The organism is Nocardia sp. NPDC102475 (assembly GCF_055584605.1).
In genome coordinates, this window is sequence record NZ_JBVJLS010000001.1 from 78,559 (window position 1) to 91,988 (window position 13,430).

Annotated in this window: 9 protein-coding genes and 1 tRNA gene; 5 read left to right on the forward strand and 5 right to left on the reverse strand. The window is 65.7% G+C overall.

Going from position 1 to position 13,430, the window contains the following annotated elements; all coding sequences use genetic code 11:
* Positions 1-7: 7 nt before the first annotated feature.
* A tRNA-Met gene (locus ACZ60G_RS00370) sits at positions 8-81 on the reverse strand.
* Positions 82-645: 564 nt separating this feature from the next.
* Here ACZ60G_RS00370 and ACZ60G_RS00375 point away from each other — a divergent pair.
* Positions 646-1,197 carry a transglycosylase family protein gene (locus tag ACZ60G_RS00375; RefSeq protein ID WP_465805986.1) on the forward strand — a complete coding sequence of 184 codons (552 nt, stop codon included), beginning with the start codon at positions 646-648 and terminating at the stop codon, positions 1,195-1,197.
* A gap of 109 nt (positions 1,198-1,306) precedes the next feature.
* Here the strand turns inward: ACZ60G_RS00375 and ACZ60G_RS00380 are convergent, their stop codons facing one another.
* Positions 1,307-4,309, reverse strand: a complete 3,003-nt coding sequence (locus tag ACZ60G_RS00380; protein ID WP_465805988.1) for a UPF0182 family protein — start codon at positions 4,307-4,309, stop codon at positions 1,307-1,309.
* A gap of 322 nt (positions 4,310-4,631) precedes the next feature.
* Between ACZ60G_RS00380 and ACZ60G_RS00385 the strand changes: the two genes are divergently transcribed.
* The gene (locus ACZ60G_RS00385; protein ID WP_465805990.1) at positions 4,632-5,222 is read left to right on the forward strand and encodes a PPA1309 family protein; all 591 of its coding nucleotides are present in this window, start codon (positions 4,632-4,634) and stop codon (positions 5,220-5,222) included.
* On the opposite strand, the gene ACZ60G_RS00390 is transcribed toward ACZ60G_RS00385, so the two are convergent.
* Positions 5,223-6,248 (reverse strand): YlbL family protein, encoded by a 1,026-nt coding sequence (locus ACZ60G_RS00390; protein WP_465805992.1) that lies wholly within the window; start codon positions 6,246-6,248, stop codon positions 5,223-5,225.
* A gap of 127 nt (positions 6,249-6,375) precedes the next feature.
* Here ACZ60G_RS00390 and ACZ60G_RS00395 point away from each other — a divergent pair, with 127 nt between their 5' ends.
* From ACZ60G_RS00395 to ACZ60G_RS00405, 3 genes are all read left to right on the forward strand, one after another.
* Positions 6,376-7,785 (forward strand): zinc-dependent metalloprotease, encoded by a 1,410-nt coding sequence (locus tag ACZ60G_RS00395; RefSeq protein WP_465805994.1) that lies wholly within the window; start codon positions 6,376-6,378, stop codon positions 7,783-7,785.
* An 88-nt stretch (positions 7,786-7,873) separates the two neighbouring features.
* Positions 7,874-8,740: a hypothetical protein gene (locus ACZ60G_RS00400; protein WP_465805995.1), complete on the forward strand. Its 867-nt coding sequence runs from the start codon at positions 7,874-7,876 to the stop codon at positions 8,738-8,740.
* Positions 8,741-8,823: 83 nt separating this feature from the next.
* Positions 8,824-10,167, forward strand: a complete 1,344-nt coding sequence (locus ACZ60G_RS00405) for an ABC1 kinase family protein (RefSeq protein WP_465805996.1) — start codon at positions 8,824-8,826, stop codon at positions 10,165-10,167.
* A gap of 148 nt (positions 10,168-10,315) precedes the next feature.
* On the opposite strand, the gene ACZ60G_RS00410 is transcribed toward ACZ60G_RS00405, so the two are convergent.
* Together ACZ60G_RS00410 and ACZ60G_RS00415 are read right to left on the reverse strand one after the other, a co-directional pair.
* Positions 10,316-10,636, reverse strand: coding sequence for a WhiB family transcriptional regulator (locus ACZ60G_RS00410; protein ID WP_373864748.1), 321 nt, complete (start codon positions 10,634-10,636; stop codon positions 10,316-10,318).
* A gap of 590 nt (positions 10,637-11,226) precedes the next feature.
* A complete protein-coding gene (locus ACZ60G_RS00415) occupies positions 11,227-13,401 on the reverse strand; it encodes an ATP-dependent DNA helicase UvrD2 (protein WP_465806703.1) in 2,175 nt (724 codons plus the stop codon).
* Positions 13,402-13,430: the final 29 nt, after the last annotated feature.

A 13,430-nucleotide genomic window follows, 5' to 3' on the forward strand; every position in this document is an offset into this window, starting at 1 on the left:
CCGCTAGTAGCGGGGACAGGATTTGAACCTGCGACCTCTGGGTTATGAGCCCAGCGAGCTACCGAGCTGCTCCACCCCGCGTCGGTAAACACAACATTACACACGTCTACGCACGGAAGGCAAATCGCTTATCTTCCAGGGGGTTTGCCCTGGTCAGCGGGTCGGGTGCGGGGTCGCGGGCGGGCGAGGTGAGGTTGCACACAGACGGCTCCGAGGGGCGGTAGTGGGCATCTGCCGAATCCGCCCACCGAACCCGAGCGAGGGCGGCGAAAGTCGTTCAGAACGCGACAGACCGGTCGACCAACGGCTTCAAACGTGACCCGGGCCACTATTTCGTAGTGATCCCGAACACATAACGATGCTATAACCGACCGTCCAGAATCCATTCTTATGGCATTTGCGACCTGCGCAAACATCGGTATACACGTTATTCGCATCACGGAATGGGGAAGTTATCAAGATGTGATCTGCCGAGATTTCTTCGTTACCGTCGATTCACGGCCCGGATCAAACGTGATGGGCTCGAACTCGAACCGCCGAACACCGGCGACCCTGTCCCGCGGTTCGAGGATCCCCGACACGCCTGGGGGCAGGGACTCGGCTTTCGCATTACCGGGGGCGGTGGGCGCAGGGAGGGAATACAACATGTCGAAGCACCGAAAGCTCAGCACCCGCGCCCTCGGCTATGCCGCTGTCACCGGCGCAATCGTTGCCGTCCCGTTCGGTCTTTCCACCGGCACCGCAGCCGCCGCCCCGGCCCACAATTGGGATGGCGTCGCGCAGTGCGAAAGCGGTGGCAACTGGGGTATCAACACCGGAAATGGCTACTACGGCGGTCTGCAGTTCTCGCAGAGCACCTGGGCGGCCAACGGTGGCGGCGGTTCCGCCAATCATGCCAGCAAAGAAGAGCAGATCCGGGTGGCCGAGAATGTGCTCGCCACCCAGGGTGCTGGCGCCTGGCCGGTCTGCGGTCAGTACCTGCGTGCCGGTGAGTCCGAGCCGAGCGCCCCGGCCGTCGTCGAGCCGGAGCCCGCCGCCCCCGCCGAAGCCGCGCCTGCCCCGGCCACCAATGTCAAGTCCGCCATCGAGCAGGCCAAGTCCGCGGGCTACCAGCTGGCCAAGCAGAACGGCCTCGAGGGCCAGTACCAGCAGTTGCTGGACCAGAACGGTGCACTGATCGACTCGTTCGGTCGCTGACGTAGGAATCGGACGTCACTCGGCAACGGCGCCGAGGTGGACGTCGGTTCGACGTCGATGAGAACGGCCCCGGCACCCGAATTCGGGTGCCGGGGCCGTTCTAGTTGGATCAGCGACCGGCGTCCTGATACGCCTTCACCGCGGCGTCCAGTTCCTCCAGCGCCTTGCCGAAGTCCTGGAAGTTCCCGGACTTCATGGCATTTCGCACAGTCTCGATCTTCTTGCTCAGCTCCGCGGCCGCCGCATCCTTGGCGGCGGACCCGGTCGCAGGCGGCGGCGTTGTGCCCTGTGTAGGCGGCGCCGTGCCCTGCGTCGGTGGCGTGGCGCCGTGATCCGCCGGTGGCGTGGTGCCCGGTTTCGGCCTGCTCGCCGGATCGCCGCCGAACGGGGTGGCCAGCGAACCGGTCCCCGGCAGCACCTGATTCAGCGCATCGGCCAGGGTGGAGGCGAACCCGACCTTCACACTGCCCGCCACATCGCGATAGCTCACCAGTACCCGCAGCAGCTGCGGGAAGGTGGAACTGCCTGCCCCGGTATTTCGCTCGTTGTAAAACGGCTCCACGTAAAGGATTCCGCCGTCGGCGATCGGCAAGGTCAGCAGATTGCCGTATCTGATCTTGTTCGAGTTCGACAGCAGCGTTTTCTGACTGGAGACTTCCGGCGCCGTCGTCATACTGTTCTGCGTTTGCTGCGGACCCTGTGTCTGCGTATCGGTCGGCAATTGCAAGATCGTGAATTTGCCGTAGCCGTCCGGGTCCGAGCGCACCGAAATATAGGCGGACAGGAACTGCCGGTTGTAGCCGACCATGGCGCTGGTCAGATTGAATACCGGCTTATTGTTCGCCGACGCGTCACCCAGCAGCACGTAATACGGCGGCTGGTTGAAGGTGCCGCCCTCGGTGGTCGGATCGCTCGGCACCGACCAGAAAGCGTTGTTGGTGAAGAACTCTCGCGGATTGTCCACGTGGTACTTGGTCAGCATTTCGCGCTGCACCTTGAACAGATCCTCGGGATAGCGGAAGTGCGCGCGCAGTTCGGGTGAGATCTCGCTCTGCGGCTTGACCGCGCCAGGGAACACACCGCGCCAGGCCTTCAGCACCGGGTCGGTGGGGTCCACCTCGTAGAGGGTCACCGTGCCGTCGTAGGCGTCGACGGTGGCCTTCACCGAGTTGCGGATGTAGCTGACCTCCTTGCGCGGCAACAGCCTTCCGGTCTTCTTATCGATGCTGTCCTCGACCGCGCCCTCCAGCGAGGTGGTCTGCGCGTACGGGTAGTTGTCCAGCGTGGTGTACGCGTCGACGATCCACTGGATCCGGCCGTTGACGACTGCCGGATAGGCATTGCCGTCGGTGGTCAGCCAGGGCGCGACCTTCTGGACCCGCTCGCGCGGGCTACGGTTGAAGATGATCTTGGAGTTGTCCCCGATGGCCGAGGAGAACAGCAGATTGCGCTCGGTGTACTTGGCCGCGAACGCCAACCGGTTGAACCAGTTCCCGATCGACACGCCACCCTTGCCGCTGTAGGTGAATTGCGCTGTGTCGGAATCGTATTCGCGCGGCTGCGAACCGTTCACGGCGCCGACGATCGCGTAGTCCGGATTGGACTGCGAGATCAGCTCGCCGTAGTAGACGCGCGGCTGGTCGACCTTGATCTGCTGCTGGTCGGTCGAGTTGAACAGGTCACTGACCAGGAAGATCGGGTAGCCGCTGTCACTGCTGCCGCCGGTATTGGCGTTCGGGTCCTCGTACTGCGGCCGGTTGACTCGGTTGGCGGGCGCCGCGACGAAGCCGTTGCCGTGGGTGTAGACGGTGTGCTTGTTGATCCAGTCGGTCTGATTACCGCTCAGCGCCGACGGGTGCAGTTCGCGGGCGGCCACGATGTAGTCCTGGGTATCGCCGTTGAGGGTGTAGCGGTCGATATCCAGCGACTCGGGGAAGCCGTAGAAGTTCTTCAGCTGCTTGAGCTGAGTGAAGGTGGGCGACAAGATATTCGGGTCGAGCAGGCGGGCATTGCCGATGGTCGCCGCGTCGACCGGAACTTCCAGCGGGCTCTTCGAACTGTCGCCCTTGTAGTCCTTGTACTCGATCTTGTCCGAGGTGATGCCGAACGCCTGCCTGGTCGCGGCGATATTGCGTTCGATGTATTCACTCTCTTTGTCGGCGGCGTTCGGGCGCACCGAGAACTGCTCGACGACCAGTGGCCATACCGCGCCGACCAGGACCGAGGAGAGCACGAGCAGCGCGGCCGCCATCGCGGGCACCCGCAGATCGCGCAGCACGATACCGGCGAAGAAGGCGATCGCACAGATCACCGCGATGGACAGCAGGATCAGCTTCGCGGGCAGCACCGCGTTGATATCGGTGTAGGAGCCACCGGTGAAGGTCGGCTCCTTACGACTGCTCGACAGCAGCTCGTAGCGGTCGAACCAGTAGGCAATCGCCTTGAGCAGCACGAAGATTCCGGCGATCACCGCGAGCTGGATGCGCGCGGGCCGGGTCAGCGTGCCCTCGCGCCCGGTCAGGCGCAGACCGCCGAAGACGTAGTGCGTCACCAGGCTGGCGAAAAATGCGATGACCACCGCGACGAACAGCCAGTTCAGCACCATCCGGTAGAACGGCAGGTCGAAGGCATAGAAACCGACATCGAGGCCGAACTGCGGATCCTTCTGGCCGAACGAGTCGCCATTGAGGAACAGCTGCACGGTGACCCAATTCGACTGCGCCACCAGGCCGGAGAGCACGCCGAGTAGCAGCGGGATGCCGATGCCGAACAGCTTGAGCCGGCTCATCACAGTGGTGCGGTAGCGCGCGATCGGATCGTTCGGCCCCGCCACCGGCACGAATACCGGCCTGGTCCGATAGGCCAGCAGCAACGCCAGCCAGACGACGAGACCGATGAACAGCGCGACGGCGATGAACAACAGGATCCGCGTGCGCAGCACGGTGAGATAGACGTTGCGGAAACCGACCTCGCCGAACCACAACCAGTTCGTATAGGTGTCGGTCAGCCGCGGTCCCAGCAGCAGCAGCGCCGCCAGAATGATGGCCGCCACCAGCAGCACTCGGCTGCGTCGGGACAACGAAGGTAAGCCGGTGGGGGGCCGCATGCCCACGATGCCACTCTCCAAGGTCCGGCGGCGCGCGCACCGATGTTCTCGGCCGTGACACCGCAGTCCGATGTTGCAGGTGGTCCTAGCGGACCGTCCCGCGCCCACTCTACGGAATCGGGCTGTGACACTGGCAGCGCCTTCGGCGCTGCGCGTTCACGGCCCCCTTCTGTCTCGCGTCCGAGCCGTCGAGACTCGCGCCTTCGGCGCCTGCGCTTCGACGACTCGGACGCGAGACGGGCCGCGAACATCGCTCGTAAGACTCGCTCCGTCGTGGTTGCGAGATCATGCCTGCCCTGGCTACATGCACATGATTGCTGGTGCGAGGATGTCCAGTGTGACCGCAGACCTGCACGCCGAACTCGTCCTCGCCCGTTCCGTCCGTGAAGTGGCGGAATTCGTCGATGCCGAGGGCTGGGGCAGACCGCCGCAGATGTTCGCGCTGGTGCCGACCGCCGATCTGGTCGCGGCCGAGCCCGGGTTGCTCGATCAGCTGGATCAGGGCAGCGAGCTGACTCCCATTGCACAGGAGTCGTTCCCGGAGGACATCACCGGCGGATCGATGGCGCTCGACGAATTCCTCGCGACCACCAGCTGGCCCGATGGCGTGAGCGGCTGTGTGCTCGTCCAAGAGATCGTCGTGCTGCCGCCGGATGCCGAGAGCACCCTCGACGATGCGCTCACCCCGCTGCTCGCCGATCACGAGGCCGCCGACGCCGCCGCGCGCGCCGCGGCCCAGACGCATCCTGGGCGGCGCACGGCCCGGCTGTTCGCCGCGGTACTTCGCAGCGGCACTGATCTGTGCCTGCTGCAGGTCAAGCCCGAGGACGATGTCGACGACTTCGGCGATCTCGACCTGCGCACCTATCCGAATCTGGCGCCCAACCTCATCGAGGCACTGCACCACACGATGGAGTGATCAGCCGCAGGAGACGGTCTCCCGACCCGCGTTGATGTCGTTGAGGGATTGCACTGCGCCGCTGAGGTTTTCGACCTTCACCAGGCGCAGGCCGTCGGGCGTGCGCTGTTTGGCCTCATTGCAATTGGCGGCCGGGACCAGGAAGGTCTCCGCACCGGCGTCGCGCGCGGCCATCATCTTGTACTGGATGCCGCCGATCGGACCGACCTTGCCGTCCTGATCGATGGTTCCGGTCCCGGCGACGAACTTGCCGCCGTCCAGTTCACCGGGGGTGAGCTTGTCGATCAGCGCGAGGCTGAACATCAGACCGGCCGACGGCCCACCGATATCGGCGAGATTGAACGAGACCTCCATCGGCGGACGCGCACCCTCGGTCGGGGTCAGGCCGAGGTAGCCCTTGTTAGCGTCGTCGGGGCGGGCGGCCAGGGTGATGGTCGCGGTGTGTTCGGTGTTCTCACGCCGGTAGGTCACGGTGATCTGCGCGCCGGGCGCCTGCGAGGACACCGCGGCGACCACATCCTTGGGCGCGGTCATCGGTGCGCCGTTGACGCTGACCAGCTCGTCCCCTGCCTGCAGTGTCTCCTTGGCCGGCCCGTCGTCGGAGACCTTGCGCACCAGCACCACCGTCGGCAGGTTCATGAAGTGCAGCGCCGCCACCTCGGCATTGCCCTCGGAATCCTTGAAGTCCTGCTGGTTGGACTTGTCGATCTCCTCGCGCGGGACGCCGGGTGGGTACACCTCGGCGCGCGGAACCAGGCCGTGCTCACCGCTGACCCAGAACCCGAACGCCTCGAAGATGTTGAGTCCGTCGCGCACCGAGACCGTCGTCATATTCAGATGACCGGTCACCGGGTCCACCTCGGCGCCGCGGACATCGACGACCTGCTTGCCGTCGACCGAGCCGAGGGTATTGAACGTGGGTCCCGGCCCGAGTGCGACGAAGGGCACAGTGAGCAGACTGCCCACCACGCCGAGGACGAGCACCGGGATCAGGGCGGCCACCAGGGTCAAGATCCGACGATTCACCTGGACCACAGTAATGATCGCTGCCGCGCCGGGTCGTGCGAGGCGCATATTTACCGGCGTACGCGTGCCGGAGATTTCGCGCCGCGCGAACATCGACCCCCTACACCACACGCGTAATGTTTGGAGTATGAGTGACCTCCCCTTCGGATTCTCGAACCGCGATGACGACGACCGCAAGCGCGGCGACGAGCCGAGCGGTGCCGGGGCGAACGATCCGTTCGGCTTAGGCGGGGCAGGCGCGGGCGGTTTCGATCCGGCCCAGCTCGGACAGATGCTCACCTCGCTCGGCCAGATGCTCAGCGGGATGGGACAGCCGGGTTCGGCGCAGTCCGGGCCGGTCAACTACGACGTGGCCAAGCGATTGGCCCGCCAGCAGCTCGGCGCGAATGTGACGCCGGTATCCGAAAGCACGGTCAAGGCCGTGGCCGACGCCGCGCACCTGGCCGAACTGTGGCTGGACGGCGCGACCACACTGCCCGCGGGCGCCACCAGAACCGCGGCCTGGACCGCCAACGATTGGATCGAGGAAACGCTGCCGACCTGGAAGCGGCTGTGTGATCCGGTGGCCGAGCAGATCTCCGGCATGTGGACCGCGCAGTTGCCGGAGGAGGCGCGCGAGTTCGCCGGTCCGATGGTCGGCATGCTGGGGCAGATGGGCGGACTCGCCTTCGGCTCCCAGCTCGGGCAGGCACTCGGCCAACTCGCCAAGGAGGTGCTGACCTCCACCGATATCGGACTGCCGCTCGGCCCGACCGGCACCGCGGCGCTGCTGCCCGCGGCCATCTCGGAGTTCAGCGCCGGACTCGAGCAGCCGGAAAGCGAGATCCTGGTCTTCCTCGCGGCCCGCGAGGCCGCCCACCAGCGCCTGTTCGCACATGTGCCGTGGCTGCGTCAGCAGGTGCTCGGCGCGGTCGAGGACTATGCGCGCGGCATCAAGATGGACTTCTCCGCCTTGGAGTCGGCGGCCCAGAATATCGACCCGATGTCGCTGACCGATCCCTCGAAGCTCGAGGAGATCCTGTCCCAGGGCGCGTTCGAACCGCAGACCACCCCGGAACAGAAGCAGGCCCTGGAGCGGCTGGAAACGCTGCTGGCCCTGATCGAGGGCTGGGTACAGGTCGTGGTCACCGAGGCGATCGGTGACCGCCTTCCTGGTGCGGGCGCGCTCGCCGAAACCCTGATCCGCCGCCGCGCCACCGGAGGTCCGGCCGAGCAGACCTTCGCGACGCTGGTCGGACTCGAGCTGCGGCCGCGCAAGCTGCGCGAGGCGGCGGCGCTGTGGCGGCGGCTCACCGCCGATGCGGGCATCGACGCGAGGGACGCCATCTGGGCGCATCCGGATCTGCTGCCGGATTCCAATGATCTGGACTCCCCGGCGGGCTTCATCGATTCGGTGATCGGCGGCGGCGTGGACGCCTTCGACGATCCGCTGGCCCAGTTGGCCGAAACCGAGGCACGCGAGAAGGCCGAACGCGAGGCCGCGAAGGGTGACGGTGAATCCGGCCCGAACCTCGGCAAGGACACCGACGCGTCCTAAGACATGTCCTGTTGATAAGCGCGAATTCCTGTGGATTACTGCAGGATTCGCGCTGATGCACCGATGACCCGATCCGCATACTGCTGCCATGACGACGAGGCGGATGTGCGGGCCGATGCTGGCGCCGCGGGTGACGGTGTTGGTGCGGTCGTCCGGGGTCGTGCAGTTGGGGTGGGATCCGGAGCGGGCACTGCTACTCGATCGGACCGCATCGGATACCGACACCGTGCTGGCGTTTTTGCGGCTGCTGGACGGCATGCACAGTCGCCCGCAGGTCATCTGGCAGGCCGGGCAATGTGGGATCGAACCCGAGGACGCGGCGGAGCTGCTGAATCGCATCGATGACGCGGGACTGCTGCTGCACCCGGATCCACGCCTGGGGCGGGTGCGTTCGGTGCGGGTGCACGGACTCGGGCCACTCTCGGATGCGGTCGCGACCGGGTTGCGGCGGCTCGGGCTGCGGCCGATCCGGTCACGTGGGTATCGCGCCGAGGGTTCGGTGCTGGATTGGCACGGTGAACTCGTGGTGCTGGCCGATTCGCTCGTCATCGAACCGCGCCTGGCCAACGAGCTGGTGCTGCACGGGATTCCGCATCTGCAGGTCCGAATTCGCGATGGCAACAGGGGCATCGTCGGTCCGCTGGTCTTTCCCGGCCTGACGAGCTGTCTGCGCTGCCTCGACCTGACCCGCTGTGAGTACGACCCGGAGTGGCCGCAGCTGGCGAGCCAATTGCTCGGTCGGGTCGGGCACGCCTCACCTGCCGGGATCCTGGCGACGGCGGCTTTGCTGCTCGGCGAACTCGAAGCGATCATGCACTGTTCCCCCGAGCGTCAGCTCGACACCATGAACAGCACGATCGAACTCGAACTCGATACGCACCGGATCTCGCGCCGGGAATGGCCGCAGCACGACGGCTGCGGCTGCCGCAGCATTTTCGCTGGTAGCACTGGATGAGAGTGTCGATTCTTACAGTCCGCCAAGCAGAGACATCAAGATTGTCGTGGCGATTTCCCGGGTCCGTCCGCCATGATGGGTACGTGTCTGAGATCGTGCGCCGTCGCTCGTCCCGCAATGCCAAGTTAGCCAAGATTCCGCTGGGTATCGCCGGACGAGCCGCCGTCGGGTTCGGTAAGAAGCTGGCCGGTGGCGATAAGGGGGAGATCAACGCCCAGTTGAACCAGAAGGCCGCCGAGCAGTTGTTCACCGTGCTCGGTGAGCTCAAGGGCGGTGCGATGAAGTTCGGACAGGCGCTGAGCGTCATGGAGGCCGCGGTTCCCGAGGAGTTCGGCGAGCACTATCGCGAGGCACTCACCAAACTGCAGGCCGCCGCGCCGCCGATGCCCGCCGAGACCGTGCATCGGGTCTTGGACCAGCAGCTCGGCACCCAGTGGCGGCAGCGCTTTCAATCCTTCGACGACACTCCCGCGGCATCGGCGAGCATCGGCCAGGTGCACAAGGCGGTGTGGTCGGACGGCCGGACCGTCGCGGTGAAGGTGCAGTATCCGGGCGCCGACGAGGCGCTGCGCGCCGACCTCAAGACACTGTCGCGGATGACCGGTCTGCTCGCCTCGGTGATTCCGGGCGCGGATGTGAAGCCGCTGCTGGCCGAGATCACCGAGCGCACCGAAGAGGAGCTCGACTACCGCAACGAGGCCGCCAACCAGCGCACCTTCGCCAGGGCCTTCGACGGGCATCCGGAGATCGTGGTGCCGAAGGTGGTGGCCAGCGCACCGAAGGTGATCGTGACCGAATGGCTGGACGGCACCCCGGTCTCACAGATCATCAAGCAGGGGGCCGAGGATCCGGAGGGCACGCGTGCGCTGCGCAATCGGGTCGCCGCATTGATGGGCAAATTTCACTTCTCCTCGCCGGAGACCGCCGGACTGCTGCACGCCGATCCGCATCCCGGCAACTTCATGATGCTGCCCGACGGCAAACTGGCCGTCATCGATTTCGGCGCGTGCGCGCCCATGCCGGACGGCTTCCCCGAGGTCCTCGGCCGGATGCTGGCCCTGGAACTCGACGAACGCTTCGATGAACTGGTCGAGCTCATGTACGACAACGGCTGGGTGATTCCGGGCCGGACCGTCACCGATAAGGAGATCGCCGACTACCTGCGGCCGTTCACCGACCCGATCCAGACCGATTCGTTCCACTTCACCCGCAAATGGATGCAGCGGGTGGCCGGTAAGGCTTCCGATATCGGCAGTCTGGATATGAAGACCGCGCGGGCACTGCAATTGCCCGCGCAGTACGTGATGATCTTCCGCGTGCTCGGCGGTTCGGTCGGCATCCTGGCCCAGCTCGATGCGGAGCTGCCCTTCATGCAATTGGTGCGGGCGTGGATGCCCGGCTTCCGCGAGGAGCGATCCGCCAGCTGAAAGCCGAAAAAGATTGGCCGAGAACGCAAACGAGCCGCCCACCGGATCTCACGGTGAGCGGCTTGTTTGCTTTCTCGTTCCTGGGCCCTGCCCGAATCCGAATTGGCCGGATAGGCCTCAGCGACCGGAGGGAGGGGAATCACAGATCTCATACCGAGATCGCGACCTTGCGTGGACGTCCACGCGGGCGCTTGCGGGCGATCACGACACCCTGGTCGAAGATCTCACCGCCCCAGACACCCCAAGGCTCGCGCCGATCCATGGCCGCGGTCAGGCAGCCCTTTCGGATGGGGCAAGACGCGCACAGCGCCTTGGCCTGCTCCAACTGGACCGGGCTCTCGGCGAACCAGAGATCGGGATCTCCGGCTCGACAAGGCAGGACCTTTGTGACCTCCCGGGGGCGGGTGGGCCGTGCCACGGTTCGGCATGTCACGTCAGTAGTGGCTTGTGGCCTCTCTGCGGTGAACACGTCGTTCTCCTTCAGCTCGTTTGCAGCGGTACGTTCGTTCGTTCCGCGAAACCGAGGCCGGTGGTGGCTGAAGGGCCGGTAAAAAAATACTGGCCACGGTTTCGCTTCGGGCGATCCGTGGCCAGGAGGTCGGGGAGTGTTCCCTACCTAGTTCGACATCTCTGTCGAATCCTGATCACGGTCGCTGGGTGTGCGGTGCGGCGGAGGCGTGCCTGCAGATCTGCCGGTTCATATCCGGCCTCAACTGCGAAGACGCCGGCTTCTGCCGTGTGGGCAAATGCCGGGTGCCAGCCCGCGCTTGGCTTGTCCTGAATGACGACGCAAATCGGGGAATGCATGCTCATGGCTTTGCCGTGATCCCCGGATACGCCGACACCGGACAGACCGATCCCCTGCAAAGCGAGGATCCCCCGGGAGGCCGACATGACGGGTGCACCATTCACCGCAACGCCCATAGCGCTGAAGTTCGTATTGCCATTCATCGGTCTGCCTCCCTCCTGTACTCGTGTCGGTAACTCTGCGCGCCGAGATGACCTCCCGGTGCGTGAATCCCACCATATGTGTTGCCGCTCATCGCGACAACCTATTTTCTACCTGCGGTTTTGTGGGCTTGACCGCAGCCGTGATGCCACTATCGACAACACCTCGGCGCCGTACTGCTCGAGCTTCTTCGCCCCGATTCCCGGGATCGCGGCGAGGGCGTTGTCATCGGCGGGCAGTTGCTCGGCGATCGCGGTGAGTGTGGTGTCGGTGAAGATCACGAACTCACGCACCCGCAGATCCTGCGCTTTCTCCTCCCGCCACGCCTGCAGCGCCGCGAGTAGCTCGGCATCGAGTTCGGCCGGGCAGCGGCGGCAGCGGCCGAGCATGGTGGCGTAGGTGCCGATCAACGGTTTGGCACATACCCGGCAGGTCGGGCGCACACCACCCGAGGCGCTGTCGGCACGCGGCGCGGCGATTCGCGATGCCGGCGAGTCGTCGGGCACCAGGCCGTTGAGGAATCGCGAGCGCCGCCGCGTGCGCCTGCCGCCCTCGCCACGCGAGAGCGCCCAGGACAGTTGCAGATATTCGCGGGCCCTGGTCACACCGACGTAGAGCAGTCGCCGTTCCTCTTCGAGGGCGGCCTGATCGGCGACCGAACCGTCGTCGCCCAGCACATGCGCGATCGGCAGCGTGCCGTCGGCGACGCCGACGAGAAATACCGCATCCCACTCCAGGCCCTTCGCCGCGTGCAACGACGCGAGGGTTACGCCCTGGACGGTCGGTGGGTGCCTGGCCTCGGCGCGCGCGGCCAACTCGCGCAGCAGGCCGATCAGGTCGAGTGCGTCGTCCTGGTCGACCAACTCTTCGGTCAGGCGGACCAGCGCCATCAACGATTCCCAGCGTTCGCGAGCCTGAGCGCCGGCAGGTTCAGTTGCGGTGAGACCGACCGGCGCGAGTGCGGCGCGCACCAAGGCAACCAAGGCCTTACCACTGCGGGACTGGTCGGGCAGATCCTCGCGAGCGGCCACCTGACGCAATGCAGATATGGCTTGCCTAACCTCATTTCGCGCGAAAAAGCCCTCGCCACCGCGGACTTGATAGGCAATGCCGAGCTCGGTCAGCGCCTGTTCGTAGGCCTCGGATTGCGCGTTGATCCGATAGAGCACCGCGATCTCGGCGGCTGGTGTGCCCGCGGCGATCAGTTTCTTGATCGACCGCGCGACCGCACGGGCCTCGGCCGGGCCGTCGTCGAATTCGGCGAACATCGGCTCCGGGCCGTCGTCACGCTGGCCGACCAGTTGCAGTCGGGTGCCCGCGATGCGACCGCGGGCGGCGCCGATCACCCGGTTGGCCAGCGACACCACCTGCGGTGTGGAGCGATAGTCGCGTTCCAAGCGGACCACCGTCGCCTCCGGAAAGCGGCGGGAGAAGTCGAGCAGGTAGCTCGGAGTGGCACCGGTGAACGAGTAGATCGTCTGGTTCGCGTCGCCGACCACGGTCAGATCGTCACGGTCGCCGAGCCAGGCATCGAGCACCCGCTGCTGCAGTGGCGTGACGTCCTGATATTCGTCGACCACGAAACTGCGGTAGCGCCCGCGGAATTCGTCGGCCACCGACGGATAGTCCTCCAGCGCGGCGGCGGTGTGCAGTAGTAGATCGTCGAAGTCGAGCAGTAGACCGTCCGGTGTCGCCTTCAACTTCTCATAGCCGCTGTAGGCCGCCGCGACCCGCATCGGATCGTAGGGCGGCTCGCGGCGGTGTTTGGCCACGGCCGCCGGATAGTCCTCCGGTGCGATGAGAGTGGCCTTCGCCCATTCGATTTCGGTGAGCAGATCGCGGACGGCCTCGGTGTGCGAAGACAATCCGGCCTGATGTGCGGCCTGTGCCACGACCGGGAATTTGCGATCGAGCAACTGCCACGGCACATCGCCGACGATCTGCGGCCAGAAGTACTTGAGCTGGCGCAGCGCCGCCGCGTGGAAGGTGCGGGCCTGCACCTGGTTGGCCTCGCCACCGAGGCCGAGCGCGCGCAGGCGGTTGCGCATCTCCCCCGCCGCGCGCGCGGTGAATGTCACCGCGAGCACTTGGTCGGCTTTGACGTGTCCGGCGGAAACCAAATGCGCGATGCGATGGGTGATAGTCCTGGTTTTGCCGGTACCGGCACCGGCGAGCACACAGACCGGACCCCGTGGCGCGCGGACTGCCGCGGCTTGTTCGGGGTCGAGCGAGTCCAACTCCGGGCGGGTGGGCTCGCTCGTACTGGTTGCCGACACGACACACATCATGGCAGTGCCCGCCGACAAGTCGTGCC